Source organism: Pseudonocardia sp. Ae150A_Ps1 (assembly GCF_001932315.1).
Classification (GTDB): domain Bacteria; phylum Actinomycetota; class Actinomycetes; order Mycobacteriales; family Pseudonocardiaceae; genus Pseudonocardia.
The window spans coordinates 4171435-4191783 of sequence record NZ_MCIJ01000001.1 but is presented as its reverse complement, the minus strand read 5'-3'; the positions used below and the strand labels follow the sequence as shown (position 1 = coordinate 4191783).

The window sequence follows — 20349 nt, the reverse complement described above, 5'->3', positions numbered from 1 at the left end:
CCAGCAGCCGGGCCTGGCAGTGCAGTGCGGTGAGGCCCGCGTCCAGATGACGACGGCGAGGAGCCGGCATCCCCGATCCCGCGAGCTCCGCCCGGAGCCGGGCCGCGTCGGCCACGAGACGACCCGGCTCGGACGGTGGCTCGTCGGCGACCCGACGGGCGAGCGCCGCGTCCGGTGCGGGCCCGTCGAGTATCCCGGGGCGCAGCCGGTCGAGACGCACGGCGAGCTCGACCGTCGCAACCAGGAGCGGGTCCGGGGTCATCATCGGAGCGTAGGTGGGTCGCAGCTGAACGACGCCCCGAGCCGCGGGGTACGCGTCTGTTCGGTGGCCAGTGGGCACGTAACGTCACCGAAACCTGGGTCCGAACCCACAGCCGGCGCGCTCGAAGAATGCCCGATCGAGGGAGTATCCGAACTCAAAGTAATAGGGTCCCACGATGGTGTGGCCGAGTTTGTTCGGGCGGAATACGACCGCTAGATTTCTCGGCAGTCGGTACGGGCTCCCCCACTTGTCAACGTGCCGACAGGCGTGAGACCGGCCTTCGGGCGGACTCAGAGACTCTACAGGAGAAGAACTGTGCTGAAGAAGGCTGGAATCGTGGTTGCGGCCTCCGCCGCGTCCCTGCTCGCCGTCTCCCCCCTCGCCTTCGCCAGCGACAAGGGTGACGACCACGGCCACAAGGGTGGGCACCACCACGGCGCCGAGAACGTCATCGACAAGGACGCCAAGGGCCTGATCGCCGGGCTGAACGGCAACAACGTCAACGTGCCGATCCAGGCCTGCAACAACAACGTCCCGGTGAACGTCCTCGGCGTTCAGGTTCCGGTCGAGGACGCCTCCGCCCTCAACGGCGTCACCGGTGCCCTGGGCATCCTGGGCGACGCCAAGGCGAAGTCGGGCGACTCGGTCACCGACCAGTCCGACAACTGCGCGCAGGAGTCGGGCGCGGGCGACAGCATCAACTGATCTCGATCAGTTCGCCGAAAGGCCCCGGAGCATTTCGCTCCGGGGCTTTTTCGCGTTTCCGGGCGATTCCTGATCCAGCCGCGTCCGATCACCACACGTAACTCTTCATGGAACAGCGGACGCCTTCGACACGACCGTGTCCGGTAACTGGAAGTAGATCGTCCGTATCGCCCGCATCTAGCTACGTTCCGTGACCGTTTCGTCAGTCGCCTCGACACCGACGGTGGGTCGCGCCGGATTGGTCGGGGCGCTCAGCGGACAGGTTCGCCCGGGCCCGGACCTCCCGACCGAGGGTGGGGTCCGCTGAAGTCGCTGCCTGGGGAAGCGACTTCCCGCACGGGGGGCCCGCCGCCCGGTCCGCCCTGCGGCACCGCGGCCGACCCTCACCGTCAGAGGCGCTCCACCCGCCGGCGCGACCCGCAGCACTGAACCGGACGATGACCCCGAAGCCCACCCCGGACTCGGCTCGCCCCCGCTCGGCCCCGCTCGGCTCGGCCCCGCCCGATTCGGCTCCGCCCGGTTCGGCTCCGCCCGGTTCGACCCCGCTCGGTTCGGCCCCGCCCGGCCGGCCCGGCCCCGCTCGGCTCGGCTTGGCCGGTTCGGCCGGCTCGGCCTGTTCGGCCCGGACATGCCGGGACTCACCGAATCCGCCGCAGCAGGGCCCGCCGCCCAGCACCTCCCGTCCGCCTCCCTGCAGCGCATTCCCTTCCGCGGCGCCCACGGCGCCCGACCCCGCCGAGATGCAGCTCAGCGCACCTCGGAGATCGACACATCGCGCTGACCTGCATCTCGGCGAGGTTCATCCGGGCACGGACGGCCCAGCGCGCCCGACCCCGACGGCCGACGCAACGATCCCCGGCACTCCGGCCTCCGATCACCGGCGCCCGGGCGCCGCAGCGGCCGGGATCCGGGTCGAGCCGGCCAGGCGCTCACGATGCCCCCGGGGCGGCTACGCCGATCAGCCGCCGACCGTTGCGCCGCTCCACCCAGCCGCGACACGCCCGAACGCCTCTCCGACATCTGTCGGGATCATCCAGAAATCCGCAGATACACGAATGGATCGGCGACGCCCGCTGAAAAATACGGAGGGTCAGATTGTCGTCGCGGGAAGCCTCCGTTAGATTGACGCTCAGTCGATGCGGGCTCCCCGGTTCGAGCGTCGACAGGTACTGAGAGTGTGTGCGGTGACTCCGTGCGCGCTCTCCGACTACAGGAGACGGACTGTGCTGAAGAAGGCTGGAATCGTTGTGGCGGCCGGTGCCGCGTCGATGGTCGCGCTGAGCCCGCTGGCGTTCGCCGGCGACAAGACCGACGTCGACTACAAGAAGAACAGCGACAACAAGTCGTACTCGAAGTCCGAGGTCAACAAGCAGCTCGGCGACAACGCCGACCAGCTGGCCAGCAAGGACTCGGCCGGCCTGGTCAACATCTCGGGCAACAACCTGAACGTGTCCCCGCAGGCCTGCGGCACCGCGTTCAACGGCAACAGCCTGGTCCAGGGCGCCCTGGGCGGCCTGTTCTCCGAGGCCGAGAACTCCTCGGGCGTCACCTCGGACAACGGTGTCGACTGCACCAACGCCTCCGACAACGGCGACGAGGTCAACCAGAACTCCTCGGAGTCCGGCAAGCACGGCGGCAGCCACAAGTAAGTCGCCCGCGCACCGCGCACAGGAAGGCCCCGGGGTTCGCCCCGGGGCCTTTCCCGTTCCCGGACCGCCGGGAACCCGCTCGCGAAAATGCCACAACGAGCGAGGATCCGGAAGGTTACGCACGAATTCTGGTCAGCCGCCGAAACGTCGGTGTCGTGCGGCGAAGTCGCGCAGAGCGCGGAGGAAATCGACCCGTCGGAACTCGGGCCAGTACGCCTCGCAGAACCAGAACTCCGAATGCGCCGACTGCCAGAGCAGGAAGCCCGACAGGCGCTGCTCCCCGCTGGTCCGGATGACGAGGTCCGGGTCCGGCTGTCCGGACGTGTACAGGTGCTCCGCGATGTGGTCGACGTCGAGGGTCTCGGCGAGCTCCTCGATCGTCCGTCCGGCCTCGGCCTGGCTCAGCAGCATCTTGCGCACCGCGTCCGCGATCTCCTGCCGGCCGCCGTAGCCGACGGCGACGTTGAGCTGCAGGCCGCCGCGCTCCCCCGTCCGCGCCACCGCGGCCGCCAGCCGGTCCGCGAGCGACTTCGGCAGCAGCTCCATGGCTCCGACGACGCGCAGGCGCCACGGGGTGTCGGGCCCGGAGAGGTCGTCCACGACCCCGCCGATGATCTCCAGGAGGTCCTTGAGCTCGTCCGGCGAGCGCGTGTCGAGGTTGTCGGTCGACAGCAGGAACACCGTCACCACCTCGACGTCCGCCTCCGAGCACCATCCGAGCATCTCCGCGATCTTCGCGGCCCCGGCGCGGTGTCCCTCCGCGGGATCGGCCAGTCCGGCCTCCCGCGCCCAGCGCCGGTTGCCGTCGAGGATCAGCGCGACGTGTTTCGGGCTCTCGGCCCCGTCGAGCTGGCGCAGGATCCTGCGCTCGTACACCGTGTAGAGCAGGTCTCGGACGGCCACGTGCGCAGAGCCTAGTCCGGCCCCGCCACGTGTGGCGTTCGTCCGCCCCGCGGGACGACGACCGGTGCACCGCGTAGCGTCGGCCCGTGTCTCCCGTGAGCACCTCTCCGTCCGCTCCGGTCAAGCCCCGGATGCGGGGCTGGCTGCACCTGTGGAGCCTGGTCGCCTCGGTCTTCGCCTGCGCGACGCTGATCAGCGTCGCCGGCGCACTCGTCGGCACGTCCGCCGCGCTCGCGACGGCCGTGTACACGCTCACGACGTTCGGGTTGTTCGGGATCAGCGCCCTCTACCACCGGCGCACCTGGGCCGACCCCGCCCACCGGCGCCTGATGAAGCGCCTCGACCACTCGATGATCTTCCTGTTCATCGCGGGGACCTACACACCCGTGTCGGTGCTGGCCCTCCCCACGAGCACCGCGACCTGGGTACTGACCGTCGTGTGGGTGGGCGCGCTCGCCGGCGTGGCGCTGAAGCTGGCCTGGCCGACCGCGCCGTCCTGGGTCGGCGTCCCGATCTACGTCGCCCTCGGCTGGGTCGCTGTGTTCGTCCTGCCCGCCCTGCTGGACGGCGGCGGGGTCGCCGCGTTCGTCCTGCTGATCGCCGGCGGGGCGCTCTACACGGCGGGCGCGGTCGTGTACGCGCTGCGCCGGCCGGACCCGTGGCCCGCGACGTTCGGGTACCACGAGCTGTTCCACGCGGCGACCGTCCTGGCCTGGGCCTGCCACCACGTCGCGATCTGGCTGGTCCTGCTGCGCTGACCCGGCACGCGCCGCGGTCGCGGCCGGGTGCTGCGGACCTCGCTCAGGCGGGGCCCTCCGCCCGCAGGTCGTCCACCCGTGCCATCGCCGACCGCAGCTCGGACAGCCACTCGTCGGCGTTCCGGCCGACCAGGCGCACCGACCAGGCCAGCGCGTCCGAGCGCGACCGGGCGACGCCGGCGTCGACCAGCGTGTCGAGCACGACCCGCTCCGGCTGACGCAGCCGTGTCATCACCGGCACCGAGATCGTCGTGAACAGCTCCCGCGTCTCCCCGAGACGCGCGCCCCACGCCACCTTGCGCCGGTAGCGACTCTCCGCCTGGCGGGCGATCTCGATCCGCTCGTCGCGGGTCTCCTCACGGAAACGGGCGATGCGCCCGGCCTCCGCGGCGGCGGTGTCCGCACGGCCCTCGTCGGTACCGGCCTGCTCACCGTCGAGAGGCGGGAGCTCCCCGACGACGACGATCTCGTCGCGGTCGCAGGTCACCTCCGGCGCTCCGGTGAACCAGCCGTCCGGCAGCCGCCCGGAGAACCACGCCGCGGCGTCGTCGGCCGGCGGGAGGTCGGCCTGCTGCCAACCGCCCCGGCCACGTCCTCGTCCTCGTCCTGTCATCATCACGCACCTCCGCGTCGAATGATTACAGGATTACACAGCAAGCGCTCACCGCGCGAGGAGTTCCGCGAGCTCGTCCGGCGTCGTGACCGGCAGGTCGCACACCACCCCGCGGCAGACGTGCGCGGCCGGCAGCCCGTCGACGGTCCCGCGGTCGGCCAGCAGCGGGACACCGTCCGCGCCCGGTGCCCCTGCGACGATCACCGAGCCGCCCGGCGCGGCCCGCCGGGCCCGGTCCGTCAGCGGCCCGGTCCCGGGCTCGCCGACCACCGCGACCTGCACCGGGCCCGCGACCAGCGCCTCGGCCGCGGAGAGCCAGTGCCCGAGGAACCGCGGCGCGCGCGGCACCAGGGTCCCGACCGTCCGCACCATCTCCTCGGCGGCCGCCCGGTAGCCCGCCGCACGCTCCGGCGGCGCCAGGACCGACGCCGTCACCAGCGCCTCGGCCAGCGCGGACGACCCGCACGGTGACGCGTTGTCGGTCAGCTCGCGGGGCCGGTGCGGCAGCAGCGCGGCGTCCGGGGCGTCGGCGGCGGTGTCCAGGTACGCCCCGGGCCGGTCGTCGGCGGCGAACCGCTCCCGTGCCGTGTCGAGCAGGTCGAGCGCCGCGTTGAGCCGCTGCGGGTCGCCGGTCGCCTGGTGCAGCGCCAGCAACCCGGCCGCGAGCAGCGCGTGGTCGGCGAGGACGGCGTCGGCGGGCCCGGGCACACCGTCCCGCGACGAGCGGCGCAGCCGGCCGTCGACGACGTGGACGTCCAGCAGCAGGTCGGCGATCTCCCCGGCGGCCCGCACCCACTCCGTACGCCCGGACGCGGCTCCGGCCTCGGCCAGCGCGACGACGGCGAGCGCGTTCCACTCGGTCACGACCTTGTCGTCGCGGGCGGGCTGCGGACGCGACGACCGCGCGTCGAGCAGCGCGGAGCGGGTCCGTCCCCACCATGCGGCGTCGTCCGGGTCCCGGCGCAGCTGCAGGGTCGAGGCGCCACCGTCGGCGGTCCCGGCCGCGGTCACCCCGAGCAGTTCGGCGGCGCGGTCGCCGTCCTCGGTGCCGAGGACCGCGCGCAGCTCGTCCGGCGACCAGACGTAGGTGAGCCCCTCGACGCCACCGGCGTCCGCGTCCAGCGCGGAGGCGAGCCCGCCCTCCGGTGTGCGCAGGTCCCGGAGCAGGAACTCCGCGGTCGACACGGCGACCCGCTCGGCGAGCACCGATCCTCGGCGCCCCAGATGGGCGTACACGCGGAGCAGCAGGGCGTTGTCGTAGAGCATCTTCTCGAAGTGCGGGACCACCCAGGCGTCGTCGGTGGAGTAGCGCGCGAAACCCCCGGCGAGCTGGTCGTGGACCCCGCCGCGCGCCATCGCCTCGCAGGTGCCGGTGACCAACCGCCACGCCCGGTCCGAGCCGGTCCGCTCGTGGTGCCGGAGGAGGAACTCGCAGACCATCGACGGCGGGAACTTCGGCGCCCGTCCGAACCCGCCGAACTCGTCGTCGTGCTGCGCCGCGAGCTGCTCGACGACGTCGTCGAGGGCCTGTTCCCCCACGACGACCGGCTCCGGGTCCGCGGCGGCCTGCTCCGCCAGCTGCTCGGCGATCTGCCCGGCGGCGAACCGGACCCGGTCGCCGTCGGACGCCCAGGCCGAGGTGACGGCGTCGAGCACCTGCCGAAACGACGGCAGACCGTGCCGCGGCTCGGCGGGGAAGTAGGTGCCGCAGTGGAACGGCTCACCGTCCGGGGTGAGGAAGCAGGTCATCGGCCAGCCGCCCTGCCCGGTCATGGCCTGGGTGGCGGCCATGTGGACGGCGTCGACGTCCGGGCGCTCCTCCCGGTCCACCTTGATCGCCACGAACGACCGGTTGACGACGGCGGCGACGCCCGGATCGGAGAACGACTCCCCCGCCATGACGTGGCACCAGTGACAGGCCGCGTAGCCGACGGAGAGGAGCACCGGCACGTCCCGGCGCCGGGCCTCGGCGAACGCCTCCGTCGACCAGGGGTACCAGTCGATCGGGTTGTCGGCGTGCTGGAGCAGGTACGGACTGGTGGCGGTCGCGAGCCGGTTCGGCATGCCGGCCACCCTGTCAGACCCCGGTCAGGAGCTGCGGGAGTCCGCCTCGTCGTCGGTGCCCGCGGCCGGCTGCTCCTCGAACGACTCCGGCAGTCGCTTGATCCGCTTGCTCATGTTGCGGATGAGCAGCACGGTCGCGAGCAGGAGGACCAGCACGATCGCCAGTCCGACGGGTGCGGCGTTCCCCCACTCGGGCAGCTGCCCGGGGGGCGGCGGGCGGTCCTGCGCGGGGACCACGAAGCCCGTCGCCACCATCTGCACGGTCGCCACCGCGTTGTCGATCAGCACCGCAGTACGCCTCCGAACTCCATGACCGTGCACGCCCGGGCCGCCGGACGGCCCGTGACCAGGCTACCGCCGGGTCAGCCCGCCCTGCGCTGCTCCCCGGCCGTCTCGGCGAGCTCGAACGGGATGCCGGTGAACAGGTCGTCCTCCGGGGTGGTGGTCTCCACCAGCGAGTGCACCAGCTCGTAGTCCTCGGTCAGCCACACCCGGGCCTGCACCTCGAGCGGGGTGAAGAAGAACCGGCTGTCCGGGTCGATCTGCGTCGCGTGCGCACGCAGGGCGTCGTCGCGGCGGCCGAACCAGTCCGAGCACGGGACCTTGGTGGTCACCCGGGTGCCCGGGTCCGGCCGGTCGGACGTCCAGTTGGCCAGCCACTCGGCGTAGGGCGACTCCTGCCCGGACTCCAGGATGGCCTGGTGGAACGCCTCGAGCCGGGTCCGCGAGAAGCCGTGGCCGTAGTACAGCTTCAACGGCTGCCACGGCACGCCCGCCTCCGGGAAGCGGGTCGGGTCGCCCGCGGCCTCCCAGGCGGCCATCGAGATCACGTGGGTGCGGATGTGGTCGGGGTGCGGGTACCCGCCGTTCTCGTCGTAGGTGACGATCACGTGCGGACGGAACTCGCGGATGACGCGGACCAGCGCCGCGGTCTGCTCCTCGACGTCGCCGACGGCGAAGCACCCCTCCGGCAGCGGCGGCTTCGGGTCGCCCTCGGGGAGCCCGGAGTCGACGAAGCCGAGCCACACGTGCTGCACACCGAGGATCTCGGCGGCCCGCGCCATCTCGGCGTTCCGCACGGCGGTCATGTTCTCGAGCACGTCCGGCCGCTCCATCGCCGGGTTGAGGATGCTGCCGCGCTCGCCGCCGGTGCAGGTCACGACCATGACGTCGTGTCCCTCGTCCGCGTACCGCGCCGTGGTCGCCGCGCCCTTCGACGACTCGTCGTCGGGGTGGGCGTGCACCGTCATCAGCCGCGGACGCTCCCCGGGAGCGAGGACGGGTTCGGTGTGGGTCATCGGGTCGGGTTCCTCCACGGTCACCGGGCTCGGGTCCCGCGCACCGGGCGCGGGAGGCGAGGTCGTACTCGGGGACGATCCTGACAGAGGGGACCGACAGGATCGTTCCGAGCGGGCAGCGCCCGCGTTCTCCAACACCCGTCGGCGCCCGGCTGTTCCCGATCGGCCCACGGTCGGCGAGAGGATCCACCGACACACGGTGGACGGTTCCGCGTCACTTCGGAAGCGATTCCCTGACGTCGTCACTGAAGCTGTCACCTGCGAAAACCGGGGTATGGGGAACTTCCGCGGCCCGCGCTCCGTTCATCGAACGGCTGCGCCGAGCGGTGCGCCCCGTGCTAAGGTGACTCCCAGCTAAGGTGACTCCCACACGGCCCGCCCGCGGGTCGTGTTTTTCCTTACTCGGGGCGTGCCGTCCGGAGCCGCCACCCCCGTGTCCCCCGCCGGCGCCAGGCGCCCGGCGGAAACACGCCCTGTTTTCCTGGAGGAGTTGATGACGGTGACGGATACCCAGGCCACCTGGCTGACCCAGGACGCCTACGACCGGCTGAAGTCGGAACTGGACGGGTTGATCGAGAACCGGCCCGTCATCGCCGCCGAGATCAACGCCCGCCGCGAGGAGGGCGACCTGAAGGAGAACGGCGGCTACCACGCGGCCCGCGAGGAGCAGGGCCAGCAGGAGGCCCGGATCCGCCAGCTGCAGGAGCTGCTGCGCACCGCCCAGGTCGGCACCGCCCCGAGCAGCGCCGACGAGGCCGCGCCGGGCACCGTGCTCACCCTCAAGTACGAGGACGACGACGACACCGAGAAGGTGCTGCTCGGCTCCCGCGAGGAGGGCAGCCACGGCGACCTGCAGGTGATCTCGCCGAACTCCCCGCTCGGCGCGGCGCTGCTCGGCGCGAAGCCGGGCGACACCCGCGAGTACCAGCTGCCCGACGGCGGCAGCATGAAGGTCAGCCTCGTCGAGGTCGAGGCCTTCACCGGCTGATCCGGCGCACACACCACGACGGGGCCCGGCCGGTTCGGCCGGGCCCCGTCGGCGTCCCGTGTCCCGGTGGGGCAGGACAGGTGCCGGAGCAGCTCAGGAGGGCGCGGTGACCGCGTGCCCGGTGTCGCGGAGGCCCGCGACGATCGTGTCGCGGTGCTCCGGGCCGCGCGTCTCCAAGCTCAGCTCCACGTCGACCTCGCCCACCGGCAACGCACCGCTGATGCGGGAGTGCGCGACGTCGGTGACGTTCGCGCCGAGCGTCCCGACACGGGCCAGCAGCTCGGCGAGCGCGCCGGGCCGGTCCGGGATCTGCACGTGCAGGGTCAGGTAGCGCGACGACGCGACCAGTCCGTGCCGGATGACCTGCAACAGCACGAGCGGATCGACGTTCCCGCCGGACAGCACGGCCACCACCGGTCCCGGGAAGCGGCCAGGCTCGGCCATCAGCGCCGCGACCGGCGCCACACCGGCCGGCTCGACGACCAGCTTCGCGCGCTCCAGGCAGTGCACCAGCGCCCCGGACAGCGCGTCCTCGCCGACCGTGACGAGCTCGTCGACCAGGGCCGACACCTGCGGGAACGTGACGTCCCCCGGCCGTCCGACGGCGATGCCGTCGGCCATCGTCCGCATCCCGCCGAGCGGCAGCGGCCGGCCGGCGGCGAGCGACGACGGCCACGCCGCGGCTCCCGCGGCCTGCACCCCGACGATGCGTGTCTCCGGCCGGTGCTCGCGCAGCACGGCCGCGATCCCCCCGAGCAGCCCACCGCCGCCGGCCGAGACGAGCACGGTCCCGGCGTCGGGGACCTGCTCCAGGATCTCGCAGCCGACCGTGCCCTGACCGGCGATGACGTCGGGATGGTCGAACGGGTGCACCAGCACGGCGCCCGACTCCCGGGCGGCCGCCGACGCCGCCTCCACCGCCTCGTCGACCGTCCGCCCCGTCAGGACGACGTCGGCGCCGTAGCCGCGCGTCGCGTCGACCTTGGGCAGTGCGGCACGTTCGGGCATGAACACCGTCGCCCGCACGCCGAGCAGCCGCGCCGCGAGTGCGACGCCCTGGGCGTGGTTCCCGGCCGAGGCGGCGACCACCCCCGCGGCCCGCTCGTCGGCGGTGAGCCGGGCGATCCGGGTGTACGCACCGCGGATCTTGAACGAGCCGGTGCGCTGCAGGTTCTCGCACTTCAGGTGGGCGGGCGTGCCCGTGAGGTCGGAGAGCGCGCGGGCGCCCGCGACGGGGGTGGTGCGGACGACCCCCTTGAGCAGCTCACGAGCGGCGAACACGTCGGCGGAGGTGACCGGTGGGGTGACGGGGGCGTCCGGTGGGGCGACCATCCGGGCAGTCTCGCACCCGCGGCGGTAGCCTCGGTGGTGTCTCACCGGGCGTGATTCCCCAGTAGCTGCGCGTCCGGTGTCGGGAGGGACTCGCTGATGACGCGGCTGCGCACGACCGTGCCCCTGCTGCTGGCCGCCGGGCTGACCGTGCTGGCCGTGGCGACGGTGCGCGACGCGGGCTGCGACGACCCGGGCCACTACGAGCCGCGGACCGACGGCACCTGGTCGCTGGTCGGTGGGTGCATCGAGCCCGGCGACCTGGTCGTCCCGCCGCCGCCCGCCGTCGCCGACCCGGTGCCCTCCCCGGAGCAGTCCCGCAGCTGACGCCGCGCTGCCCCGGGGCGGTACGGGTCAGCGGACGATGTCGAGGGCGGTGCGCAGGTCCTCGAGCAGGTCGTCGGCGTCCTCGATGCCGACCGACAGGCGCACCAGGTTGTCCGGCACCTCGAGCATCGACCCCGCGGTGGACGCGTGCGTCATCTGGCCCGGGTGCTCGATCAGCGACTCCACCCCGCCGAGCGACTCGGCCAGGGTGAACAGCCGCGTCTCGGCGCAGATCCGCAGGGCCGCGTCCCGCCCACCGGCGGCCAGGAACGACACCATCCCGCCGAACCGGCGCATCTGCTTCGCGGCGACCTCGTGCCCGGGGTGCGACGGCAGGCCCGGGTAGAGGACCGACGCCACCGCCGGGTGCGAGCCCAGCATCTCGGTGACCCGCTCGGCGTTGTCGCAGTGCCGCTCCATGCGCACCGCGAGCGTCTTCGCCCCGCGCAGGGTCAGCCAGGCGTCGAACGGCCCCGGCACCGACCCCACCGAGTTCTGGGTGAAGGAGATCCGCTCGGCGAGCTCGCCGTCGTCGGTCACCAGTGCACCGCCGACGACGTCGGAGTGCCCGCCGACGTACTTGGTCGTCGAGTGCACGACGACGTCGGCGCCGAGCGCCAGCGGCGTCTGCAGGTACGGCGACGCGAAGGTGTTGTCGACGACGAGCCGCGCACCGGCCTCCCGGGCCACCCCGGCGAGACCCGCGATGTCGGCGATGCCGAGCAGCGGGTTGGTCGGGGTCTCCGACCAGATCACCTTCGTGGCCGGCCGGATCGCGGCCCGGGTGGCGTCGAGGTCACCCAGGTCGACCGGGGTGTACTCGATGCCGGTCCCGGACAGCACCTTGTCGACCAGCCGGAACGTGCCGCCGTAGGCGTCGTGCGGGATGACGATGTGGTCACCGGGCCGCAGCAGGATCCGCAGGAGGGTGTCGGTGGCCCCCATGCCCGACCCGAACGCGTGCGCGTGCCGGCCGCCCTCGAGAGCGGCGAGGCACTCCTGCAGCACCGTCCGGGTCGGGTTGGCACTGCGGGAGTACTCGTACCCGCCGCGGGTGCCGCCGACGCCGTCCTGCGCGAAGGTCGAGCTGGTGTGGATGGAGGTCGTGACCGCACCCGTCGTGGGGTCCGGTTCCTGACCGGCGTGGATGGCACGCGTGGAGAAGCCCTGCATGCCGCGGAGGCTACTCCCGCCCCCGACGTCAGCCGTTGCCGAGGAACCCGATGACGTCGGAGCGTGTGACCACCCCGGCCGGCTTGCCGTCCATCAGCACCAGCGCCGCGTCCGCCTTCGCGAACGCCTCCATCGCGTCCTTCACCGACTCGCCCGCGCCGAGCGTCGGCAGCGGCGGGGACATGTGGTCCTCCAGCCTGTCGGCGAGCTGCGCACGGCCGGTGAACAACGCGTCGAGGAGGTCGCGCTCGACGACCGCCCCCGCCACCTCCGCGGCCATCACCGGCGGCTCGGCCTTCACGACCGGCATCTGCGAGACGCCGAACTCGCGCAGGTAGAGCGCCGCGTCGGCGACGGTCTCGTTCGGGTGGGCGTGCACCAGGGCGGGCATCGACCCGTCCTTGCGGCGCAGCACGTCGCCGATGGTGGCGCCCTCCGACGGCGGCAGGAAGCCGTAGCTGGCCATCCACCGGTCGTTGAAGACCTTGCCCAGGTAGCCGCGGCCACCGTCGGGCAGCAGCACGACCACCACGGCGTCGGCCGGGAGCGTCGCGGCGACCCGCAGCGCGGCCACCGCCGCCATCCCGCAGGAGCCGCCGACGAGCAGCGCCTCCTCCCGGGCGAGCCGGCGGGTCATGTGGAAGGAGTCGGTGTCGGAGACGGCGACGATCTCGTCACAGACGTCGCGGTCGTAGGTGGTCGGCCAGAAGTCCTCACCGACGCCCTCGACCAGGTACGGACGCCCGGTGCCGCCGGAGTAGACCGAGCCCTCCGGGTCCGCGCCGATGATCTTCACGGCACCGCCGGAGACCTCCTTGAGGTAACGCCCGATGCCCGAGATGGTGCCGCCGGTGCCGATGCCCGCGACGAAGTGCGTGATCTTCCCGTCGGTCTGCTCCCAGATCTCCGGGCCGGTCGAGTGGTAGTGGGACTCCGGGTTCGCCGGGTTGGCGTACTGGTTGGGCTTCCAGGCGCCGTCGATCTCCTCGACGAGCCGGTCGGAGGTCCGGTAGTAGGAGTCCGGGTGGTCGGGGTCGACCGCCGTCGGGCACACGACGACCTCGGCCCCGTACGCCTGGAGCACGTTGCGCTTGTCCTCGCCGACCTTGTCCGGGCAGACGAAGACGCAGTGGTAGCCCTTGCGCTGCGCGACCATGGCCAGCCCCACGCCGGTGTTGCCCGACGTCGGCTCGACGATCGTCCCGCCGGGGCGGAGCTCCCCGGATGCCTCGGCGGCCTCCACCATCCGCAGGGCGATCCGGTCCTTCACCGAGCCGCCCGGGTTCAGGTACTCGACCTTGGCGAGGACCGGCGGGGCGATCCCCTCCGCCGTCGCCCCCAGCCGGACGAGGGGTGTGTTCCCGACCAGGTCGACGACGTGTTCGACGTAGCGCATGTGCGCATCCTCGCACCGATCACTCACGTTCGACCGACCGCAGCCCCGTCGACGGCCGCCACCACCGCACGACGAGCCGGTTCCGGGCGTCGTTCAGGCCGGTCCACACGACCTCCGAGAGGTCGGCCCGGAACGCGTCGCCGGCGACCGGGCCGGACAGTGGACCGTTCCAGACCGCGCGCCCGGACACCTTGAGGTCGCCGTCACCGAGATCGCCGCCGGACTGGTCGGCGGGTGCGGCGTGCAGCGCGAAGCGCGGGTCCCGCCGCAGGTCGGCACCCTTGTGGGAGCCGGGCATCGATCCGAAGGCGAGTTCCGTGGACGGCCCCGCGTCGTCGAGCACCACCTCGATGCCGGAGACCCGGGGCGAGCCGTCGGCGCGCAGGGTCGCGATCACCAGGGCCACCCCCCGCTGCAGGATCCGCTCGGCCAGACCGGCGAACTCGGGTTCGGCCGCCCGGAACTCTCCCCACGACGTCATGGGTGCAGCATGCCCGCCACCCCTGACAGGTTCGTCACGTCCGGGCGGGCACCGCTGTTACCGCTGAGTAGTCTCGGTCCGGACACATCCTGCGATGGAGGAGGACGACGATGCCCGAAGCCGTGATCGTCGCCGCGGCCCGGTCCCCGATCGGCCGCGCGAACAAGGGCTCCCTGGCCGGGATGCGCCCGGACGACCTGACCGTGCAGATGGTGCGCGCCGCACTGGACCAGGTGCCCGCACTCGACCCCACCGAGATCGACGACCTGATGCTGGGCTGCGGCCTGCCCGGGGGCGAGCAGGGCAACAACCTGGCCCGGATCGTGGCCGTGCAGCTCGGCTACGACTCGCTGCCCGGCACGACCATCACCCGGTACTGCTCCTCGTCGCTGCAGACCACCCGGATGGCGCTGCACGCGATCAAGGCGGGCGAGGGCGACGTGTTCGTCTCGGCCGGGGTCGAGACGGTGTCCCGCTTCCCGCGGGGCACCTCGGACTCGTGGCCGGACACGCACAACCCGCTGTTCGCCGACGCCGAGGCCCGGACCGTGGAGACGGCGGAGAAGGGCTCCGAGACCTGGACCGACCCGCGCGAGCAGAACCTGCTGCCCGACGCCTACATCGCGATGGGCCAGACCGCGGAGAACCTCGCCCGCCACAAGGACGTCTCCCGCGAGGACATGGACCGGTTCGCGGTGCGCTCGCAGAACCGCGCCGAGCAGGCCATCGCCGACGGGTTCTTCGCGCGCGAGATCACCCCCGTCACCCTGCCGGACGGCACTGTCGTCTCCACCGACGACGGCCCCCGCGCCGGCACCACGTACGAGAAGATCTCCGAGCTCAAGCCGGTGTTCCGGCCCGACGGGCGGATCACCGCGGGCAACGCCTGCCCGCTCAACGACGGCGCCGCGGCCCTCGTGATCATGTCCGACACGAAGGCCGAGCAGCTCGGGCTCACCCCGCTGGCCCGGGTCGTCTCCACCGGCGTCACCGGGCTCTCCCCGGAGATCATGGGCTACGGCCCGGTCGGCGCCTCCGAGCAGGCGCTGCAGCGCGCCGGGCTGACCATCGACGACATCGACCTCGTCGAGATCAACGAGGCGTTCGCCGCGCAGGTCCTGCCCAGCGCCCGCGACCTGGGCATCGACGAGGAGAAGCTGAACGTGCACGGCGGGGCGATCGCGCTCGGCCACCCGTTCGGCATGACCGGCGCCCGGATCACCACCACGCTGCTCAACGGCCTGCGCTCCACCGGCGGCCGCTACGGCCTGGAGACCATGTGCGTCGGCGGCGGCCAGGGCATGGCGATGGTGCTCGAGCGCCTGTCGTAGCTCCGCACCGCGGTACGACGGGCCGGTCCGCACCGTGCGGGCCGGCCCGTCGTCGTCCGGAGGGTCGGTGTCGTCCGGAGGGTCGGTGTCGTCCCGGCGGCACCGGGTACCCGCCGTCGGCGTCCAGGGCCGATCGGACGATTAACGTTCATTTCTTGAACACAGGGGACGCGGGATAGGCTCGGACAGGAGACGCCGTCCGACGGAAGCAGGTGGCGCGGCATGGACGTCCGGTTCCCGGACGGTCGACCGGGCTCGCAGACCGCGCTGCGCCGGGCGAACCGGGACCGGGTCGTCTCGGAGCTGACCGGCACCGGGGACGCGGCGACGCAGGCGGATCTCGCCCGCTCGACGGGCCTCGCTCCGGCGACCGTGTCGAACATCGTGCGGGAGCTCGAACGCGACGGCGTGGTCGAGGTGTCCGAGACCGGACGGCGCAGACGGGTGCGCCTGCGGGCCGACGTCCCCGCCGCGCCGGCCGCCGGTGTCGACTACGGCCACCGGCACGTGACCGTGGCGATCGCCACCCCCGACGGCCGGATCACCGCCGAACGGCGCGCCGACCTCGCACCGGACCTCCCCGCCGAGCAGGGCATGGAGATCGCCGCCGGACTTCTGCGGGAGACGCTGGCCGAGACCGGTACGGAGCTGGGCGACCTGGCGGGTATCGGCATGGGCCTGCCCGCCCCGATCGACGTCAGGTCCGGCAGCGTCGGCTCGCTGACGATCATGCCCACCTGGGTGGGCCTCCCGGCGGCGGCGCTCGCGGAGCAGAAGTTCGGCCGTCCCGTCGTGGTCGACAACGACGCGAACCTCGGCGCGATCGCCGAGTCCCGCTGGGGCCGGGGTGCCGGTGTGGCCAGCCTCGTCTACCTGAAGCTCTCCGAGGGCGTCGGCGCGGGACTGATCATGGACGGCCGGCTGTACCGCGGCCCCACGGGCACGGCGGGCGAGATCGGGCACACCACCGTGGACGAGTTCGGCGCACTGTGCCGCTGCGGCAACCGGGGGTGCCTGGAAACCCTGATCGCCGCCAGGCACGTCATCGAGCTGCTCCGCCCCGTCGTCGGAGCCGAGCTCACGATCGGCGCCATCGCGGCCCGGGCACGTGCGGGCGACCGGGCGTGCGCCCGGGTCGTCGGGGACGTCGGCCTGCAGGTCGGCAGGGCGATCGCGGACGTGTGCAACATCCTCAACCCCGAGCTGCTGATCGTCGGCGGGGAGCTCGCCCAGGCGGACGAGCTGCTGCTCGAGCCGATCAAGCAGGTCATCGCCCGGCGCGGGATCCCGAGCGCGGTCGACCAGCTAGAGCTCACGACGGCGGCCTTCGGAGCGCGGGCGCACGCGCTCGGCGGCGTCGTCCTGGCCTTCGACGCCGCCGGCATCTCCACGCGATGAACACATCGCGCGTCTTCGCCTGAGGTTCTTGCCTATTTCTTGAACGGTGACTACGGTCACTCCTCGACGCGGACGCCCGATCGGCGGCCGCAGCAGTCCGCACGAGCACTGCACACCACACCCCCTTCCCACGCCCGTCGGCGGGGCGCTCCGGCGCGCCGCCGACGAGCGCTGTCTCCGGGTGCCGGCCGAGGGAGCCCTGCGCATGAGCGAACACCGTTCGATCGATGACGAGCCGTCCGTCTTCGACGGCGACGACGAGGGTGCCGGTACCGGCGTGGTGCGGATCGCCTCCGTCGCCGCGCTGGGCGGTCTGCTGTTCGGCTACGACAGCGCCGTGATCAACGGCGCCACCAGCTCGATCAAGGAGGTCTACTCCATCGGTGAGGGGCCGCTCGGCTTCGCCGTGGCCTCGGCCCTGCTGGGCGCCGCGGTCGGGGCCTTCTCGGCGGGGCGGATCGCCGACCGGGTCGGCCGGCTCCAGGTCATGAAGATCGCGGCGGTGCTGTTCCTGCTGAGCGCCGTCGTCACCGGCATCGCCCCGAACCTGGAGATCCTGGTGCTCGGCCGGGTGATCGGCGGCTTCGGCGTCGGGATCGCGTCGGTCATCGCACCGGCCTACATCGCCGAGACCTCGCCGGCCCGTATCCGCGGGCGGCTCGGGTCGCTGCAGCAGCTGGCGATCGTGAGCGGCATCTTCCTGTCGTTGCTGGTCGACTGGCTGCTGGCCGAGACGGCGGGCGGCGCGGACCAGCAGCTGTGGCTGGGCATGGAGGCCTGGCGCTGGATGTTCCTGTGCATGGCCGTCCCGGCGGTCGTCTACGGGGCGCTGGTCACCACCATCCCCGAGTCGCCGCGGTTCCTGATCGCGCAGCAGCGCATCCCGGAGGCCCGCACGGTGCTCACGGCACTGCTCGGCGAGAAGAACCTGGACATCACGATCGACCGGATCCGGTCGACGCTGGACACGGCAACCACGCCGTCGTGGCGCGACCTGAGGCGGCCCGGTGGCGGGATCTGGCCGGTCGTCTGGGTGGGGCTGTTCCTCTCGATCTTCCAGCAGGCCGTCGGCATCAACGTGATCTTCTACTACTCGAACGACCTGTGGCAGGCGGTCGGGTTCGCCGAGAGCGCGTCGTTCGGGATCAGCGTGTTCACCTCGGTGGTCAACATCGCGACGACCCTCATCGCCATCGCGCTCGTCGACAGGATCGGACGGCGGCCGCTGCTGCTGATCGGCTCGGTCGGGATGGCGGTGTCCCTCGGCGCCATGGCGGTCTGCTTCGCCACGGCCGGGACCGGGGCCGACGGCCGGCTCGAGCTGACGGGTGCCGCGGGCCCGGTGGCGCTCGTCGCGGCGAACCTGTTCGTCATCGGCTTCGGCATGTCGTGGGGGCCGATCGTGTGGGTGCTCCTGGGCGAGATGTTCCCCAACCGCATCCGGGCCGCCGGCCTGTCACTGGCCGCCGCGGGTCAGTGGGCCATGAACTGGCTGATCACGGTGACGTTCCCGGCGCTCGCCGCGTTCTCCCTCGGCTTCGCCTACGGCCTCTACACGCTGTTCGCCGTGCTGTCGCTGATCTTCGTGGTCCGGTACGTCGCGGAGACGAAGGGCCGCGCGCTCGAGGACATGGAGGCGTCGTGACCGCCCGTCGGTCGTGCCGGCCGGGCACCCGTGCGTGGTCCGGGGTCCGTTTCGTGCCGGCGGCACCGGGTAGGCCGCCGTCGGCGGCACCGACGCCCGCCGTACCGATGTGACCCGAGGAGGTCCGTATCTCCGCGAACGACCCGCACCCCGCCGACTCCACCCCCGGTCTCGACGCCTTCGTCGCCCGGGTCCGCGACCGCGCCGGTGTCGACACCGCGTCCGAGGCCGAGGCGCTGGCCCGCGCCACCTTCCACCGTCTCGGCGAGCAGATCAGCCGCGGCGAGGCCGAGAAGCTGGCCCCGGCCCTGCCCACCGAGCTCTCCTCGGAGCTGCTCGCGCAGGCGACCGGGCAGGCGCGCGGCTTCGATCGCCGCACCTTCGTCGACGCCGTGTCCGGCGCGACCGGTGACTCCGACATCGAGCAGGCCGACGCGCGGGTCGCCGCCGTGCTGGGCACCTTGGACTCGTGGGCGGACCTGTCCGACACCGTCGAGCAGCTGCCGGACGGGCTCGCGGCGATGGTCCGCGCGCGCTGACCCGCCCGCGGACTCAGGCCGCCGACGGGCCGGGCGGGTCGATCCGCACCCCGGTGACCTCCAGCTCGGCCTCGGTGCGCAGCCGTGCGAGATCACGACCCGGGTCGAGCGCCCCCGTCACGCCGCCGCGCTCGACGAACGCCCGCAGCGGCGGGTCGTCGACGCCGGTGGCCCGGCACGTGGCGAGCAGGACGTCGTCGTAGGCGGCGAGCAGCGCGAGCCGGCGGACCCGGGTGGTGGGTGGTGGCCCGCGGCGCATCCGGTCGAGCCGGCGGAGATCGGCGACGAGCCGTTCCAGCGGCGGTCCGGCGGGTACCGGCGGCGGTGGCCGTCGTCGTCGCCAGGACCGGGCCACCCACCGCAGGACAGCGGGCAGGCGCACCAGCAGCCACAGCAGTACCGCGGGACCGAACGAGACACCGAGGAAGACGGCGAGCCCGGCGAGCACCGGGTCGTTCCCGGGCATCCGCCCGACGGTACGCCCGGCCCGGGACACCGGGAAGCGCCCGGCCGGGCGCACGAAGGGCCCCGGTACGACGACGCCGCGGACACCCGTGAGGGCGTCCGCGGCGCGTGGGACCGGAGGGGGCGATTCCGGCCCGCTCCCCGGCCCGCAGGGGCCGGGTCGTCGTGTGACCTGCCGCTAGTTCTGCTGGAAGTAGCTCAGCAGGCGGAAGATCTCGATGTACAGCCAGACGATCGTCGTCATCAGGCCGAACGCGATGTACCAGGAGTACTTCTCCGGCACGCCGGACCGCACGGCGTTGTCGGCGGCGTCGAAGTCGAGCATCAGGCTGAACGCCGCCACACCGATCACGACGAGGCTGAACAGGATCGCGAGCGGGCTGCCGTCGCGGAGGCCGAGGCCGCCACCGACGAAGAAGCTCATGACCAGGTTCGCCAGCATCAGGACGACGACGCCGATCATCGCGCCCATGATCCACTTGGTGAACCGCGGCGTGACCTTGACGGCGCCGGTCTTGTAGAGGACCAGCATCCCGAAGAACACGCCCGCGGTGCCGATCACGGCCTGGAAGGCCACGGTCGGGAACATCGCGGAGATGGCGCCGAGCGCGGCACCCATCGCGACCGAGTAGGTGATGGTCAGCGGGGCGCTGGGCTTCTGCTTGAAGATGACGACCAGCGACACGATCAGACCGACGACGAAGCCGGCGATGCCGATCGCCATGCCGATCGGGCCGAGCATCCCGGTGACGACACCGGAGACGAGCGCCAGGACGGCACTGATCGCCGTCTTCTGGACGATGTCGTCGATCGTGATCGGCCGACCGGTCTCCTGCGCGGCGCGCGGGTCGATCTGGGACGACTGGGCGCCGGCGTAGGCGGTGGCTCCGCCCATCATGCCGCCGCCCGAGCCGCCGAACGTGGCGTAGCCGCCCTGCCCACTGGTGGGCAGGTTGCGGAACGCCGGGTTGCTCGTGGAGCGCACCTGGATCCTCCTCGACGGACGTGTGCGGGACCCGCCATCG

General features: G+C 72.6%; 20 protein-coding genes. 9 read left to right on the top strand and 11 right to left on the bottom strand.

The features are described from left to right. Positions 1–577: 577 nt before the first annotated feature. Both Ae150APs1_RS19690 and Ae150APs1_RS19685 read left to right on the top strand, forming a co-directional pair. Positions 578–967 (top strand): hypothetical protein, encoded by a 390-nt coding sequence (locus tag Ae150APs1_RS19690; protein WP_075299493.1) that lies wholly within the window; start codon positions 578–580, stop codon positions 965–967. Positions 968–2190: 1223 nt separating this feature from the next. Then, positions 2191–2616, top strand: coding sequence for a hypothetical protein (locus Ae150APs1_RS19685; RefSeq protein WP_139316990.1), 426 nt, complete (start codon positions 2191–2193; stop codon positions 2614–2616). A 132-nt stretch (positions 2617–2748) separates the two neighbouring features. Here Ae150APs1_RS19685 and Ae150APs1_RS19680 read toward each other — a convergent pair whose 3' ends face one another. Beyond that, complete coding sequence (locus Ae150APs1_RS19680) at positions 2749–3519, bottom strand: isoprenyl transferase (protein ID WP_075299491.1); 771 nt, start codon at positions 3517–3519, stop codon at positions 2749–2751. Between the two features lie 131 nt (positions 3520–3650). Between Ae150APs1_RS19680 and Ae150APs1_RS19675 the strand changes: the two genes are divergently transcribed. After that, a complete protein-coding gene (locus tag Ae150APs1_RS19675; protein ID WP_060573975.1) occupies positions 3651–4277 on the top strand; it encodes a hemolysin III family protein in 627 nt (208 codons plus the stop codon). 43 nt (positions 4278–4320) lie between these two features. Here the strand turns inward: Ae150APs1_RS19675 and Ae150APs1_RS19670 are convergent, their stop codons facing one another. From Ae150APs1_RS19670 to mca, 4 genes are all read right to left on the bottom strand, one after another. Beyond that, a complete protein-coding gene (locus Ae150APs1_RS19670) occupies positions 4321–4893 on the bottom strand; it encodes a hypothetical protein (RefSeq protein ID WP_075299489.1) in 573 nt (190 codons plus the stop codon). 45 nt (positions 4894–4938) lie between these two features. Next, positions 4939–6954, bottom strand: a complete 2016-nt coding sequence (locus Ae150APs1_RS19665; RefSeq protein ID WP_075302311.1) for a thioredoxin domain-containing protein — start codon at positions 6952–6954, stop codon at positions 4939–4941. Positions 6955–6978: 24 nt separating this feature from the next. Further along, positions 6979–7242 carry a hypothetical protein gene (locus tag Ae150APs1_RS19660; protein ID WP_010243006.1) on the bottom strand — a complete coding sequence of 88 codons (264 nt, stop codon included), beginning with the start codon at positions 7240–7242 and terminating at the stop codon, positions 6979–6981. A gap of 74 nt (positions 7243–7316) precedes the next feature. Beyond that, entirely contained in the window at positions 7317–8252 is a 936-nt protein-coding gene (gene mca / locus Ae150APs1_RS19655; RefSeq protein WP_075302309.1) for a mycothiol conjugate amidase Mca, read from the bottom strand. 499 nt (positions 8253–8751) lie between these two features. Here mca and greA point away from each other — a divergent pair, with 499 nt between their 5' ends. Continuing rightward, positions 8752–9240, top strand: coding sequence for a transcription elongation factor GreA (gene greA / locus Ae150APs1_RS19650; RefSeq protein WP_010243002.1), 489 nt, complete (start codon positions 8752–8754; stop codon positions 9238–9240). Positions 9241–9333: 93 nt separating this feature from the next. Here greA and ilvA read toward each other — a convergent pair whose 3' ends face one another. Further along, the gene (gene ilvA / locus Ae150APs1_RS19645) at positions 9334–10572 is read right to left on the bottom strand and encodes a threonine ammonia-lyase (protein WP_075299487.1); all 1239 of its coding nucleotides are present in this window, start codon (positions 10570–10572) and stop codon (positions 9334–9336) included. Positions 10573–10668: 96 nt separating this feature from the next. On the opposite strand from ilvA, the gene Ae150APs1_RS19640 reads away from it, so the two are divergent. Next, positions 10669–10896, top strand: coding sequence for a hypothetical protein (locus Ae150APs1_RS19640; protein ID WP_010242998.1), 228 nt, complete (start codon positions 10669–10671; stop codon positions 10894–10896). Between the two features lie 27 nt (positions 10897–10923). Here the strand turns inward: Ae150APs1_RS19640 and Ae150APs1_RS19635 are convergent, their stop codons facing one another. The 3 genes from Ae150APs1_RS19635 to Ae150APs1_RS19625 are packed head-to-tail and all read right to left on the bottom strand — an operon-like array spanning position 10924 to position 13946. Continuing rightward, positions 10924–12069: a cystathionine gamma-synthase gene (locus Ae150APs1_RS19635; protein WP_010242995.1), complete on the bottom strand. Its 1146-nt coding sequence runs from the start codon at positions 12067–12069 to the stop codon at positions 10924–10926. Between the two features lie 28 nt (positions 12070–12097). Then, complete coding sequence (locus Ae150APs1_RS19630) at positions 12098–13465, bottom strand: cystathionine beta-synthase (RefSeq protein WP_075299485.1); 1368 nt, start codon at positions 13463–13465, stop codon at positions 12098–12100. A gap of 19 nt (positions 13466–13484) precedes the next feature. Next, positions 13485–13946 (bottom strand): pyridoxamine 5'-phosphate oxidase family protein, encoded by a 462-nt coding sequence (locus tag Ae150APs1_RS19625; protein ID WP_075299483.1) that lies wholly within the window; start codon positions 13944–13946, stop codon positions 13485–13487. 110 nt (positions 13947–14056) lie between these two features. Here Ae150APs1_RS19625 and Ae150APs1_RS19620 point away from each other — a divergent pair, with 110 nt between their 5' ends. The 4 genes from Ae150APs1_RS19620 (at position 14057) to Ae150APs1_RS19605 (ending at position 18859) form a co-directional block, all read left to right on the top strand. Next, complete coding sequence (locus Ae150APs1_RS19620) at positions 14057–15277, top strand: acetyl-CoA C-acetyltransferase (protein WP_010242989.1); 1221 nt, start codon at positions 14057–14059, stop codon at positions 15275–15277. 222 nt (positions 15278–15499) lie between these two features. Further along, complete coding sequence (locus Ae150APs1_RS19615; RefSeq protein WP_075299481.1) at positions 15500–16675, top strand: ROK family transcriptional regulator; 1176 nt, start codon at positions 15500–15502, stop codon at positions 16673–16675. 205 nt (positions 16676–16880) lie between these two features. Beyond that, positions 16881–18320: a sugar porter family MFS transporter gene (locus Ae150APs1_RS19610; RefSeq protein ID WP_029240085.1), complete on the top strand. Its 1440-nt coding sequence runs from the start codon at positions 16881–16883 to the stop codon at positions 18318–18320. 128 nt (positions 18321–18448) lie between these two features. Next, a complete protein-coding gene (locus tag Ae150APs1_RS19605) occupies positions 18449–18859 on the top strand; it encodes a DUF2267 domain-containing protein (RefSeq protein WP_075299480.1) in 411 nt (136 codons plus the stop codon). A 13-nt stretch (positions 18860–18872) separates the two neighbouring features. Here Ae150APs1_RS19605 and Ae150APs1_RS19600 read toward each other — a convergent pair whose 3' ends face one another. Then, on the bottom strand, positions 18873–19325 hold the full coding sequence (locus tag Ae150APs1_RS19600; protein ID WP_139316988.1) for a hypothetical protein: 453 nt from the start codon (positions 19323–19325) through the stop codon (positions 18873–18875). 177 nt (positions 19326–19502) lie between these two features. Next, on the bottom strand, positions 19503–20309 hold the full coding sequence (locus Ae150APs1_RS19595; RefSeq protein WP_010242976.1) for a Bax inhibitor-1/YccA family protein: 807 nt from the start codon (positions 20307–20309) through the stop codon (positions 19503–19505). Positions 20310–20349: the final 40 nt, after the last annotated feature.

What these genes read in the sequence shown, in the direction of transcription:
- Ae150APs1_RS19675 (WP_060573975.1), top strand. Translation starts at nt 3,651, where the DNA reads ATGCGGGGCTGGCTGCACCTGTGGAGCCTGGTCGCCTCGGTCTTCGCC.
- Ae150APs1_RS19670 (WP_075299489.1), bottom strand. Translation starts at nt 4,893, where the DNA reads ATGATGACAGGACGAGGACGAGGACGTGGCCGGGGCGGTTGGCAGCAG.
- Ae150APs1_RS19625 (WP_075299483.1), bottom strand. Translation starts at nt 13,946, where the DNA reads ATGACGTCGTGGGGAGAGTTCCGGGCGGCCGAACCCGAGTTCGCCGGT.
- Ae150APs1_RS19665 (WP_075302311.1), bottom strand. Translation starts at nt 6,954, where the DNA reads ATGCCGAACCGGCTCGCGACCGCCACCAGTCCGTACCTGCTCCAGCAC.
- Ae150APs1_RS19620 (WP_010242989.1), top strand. Translation starts at nt 14,057, where the DNA reads ATGCCCGAAGCCGTGATCGTCGCCGCGGCCCGGTCCCCGATCGGCCGC.
- Ae150APs1_RS19600 (WP_139316988.1), bottom strand. Translation starts at nt 19,325, where the DNA reads ATGCCCGGGAACGACCCGGTGCTCGCCGGGCTCGCCGTCTTCCTCGGT.
- mca (WP_075302309.1), bottom strand. Translation starts at nt 8,252, where the DNA reads ATGACCCACACCGAACCCGTCCTCGCTCCCGGGGAGCGTCCGCGGCTG.
- Ae150APs1_RS19615 (WP_075299481.1), top strand. Translation starts at nt 15,500, where the DNA reads ATGGACGTCCGGTTCCCGGACGGTCGACCGGGCTCGCAGACCGCGCTG.
- ilvA (WP_075299487.1), bottom strand. Translation starts at nt 10,572, where the DNA reads ATGGTCGCCCCACCGGACGCCCCCGTCACCCCACCGGTCACCTCCGCC.
- Ae150APs1_RS19635 (WP_010242995.1), bottom strand. Translation starts at nt 12,069, where the DNA reads ATGCAGGGCTTCTCCACGCGTGCCATCCACGCCGGTCAGGAACCGGAC.
- Ae150APs1_RS19630 (WP_075299485.1), bottom strand. Translation starts at nt 13,465, where the DNA reads ATGCGCTACGTCGAACACGTCGTCGACCTGGTCGGGAACACACCCCTC.
- Ae150APs1_RS19640 (WP_010242998.1), top strand. Translation starts at nt 10,669, where the DNA reads ATGACGCGGCTGCGCACGACCGTGCCCCTGCTGCTGGCCGCCGGGCTG.
- Ae150APs1_RS19610 (WP_029240085.1), top strand. Translation starts at nt 16,881, where the DNA reads ATGAGCGAACACCGTTCGATCGATGACGAGCCGTCCGTCTTCGACGGC.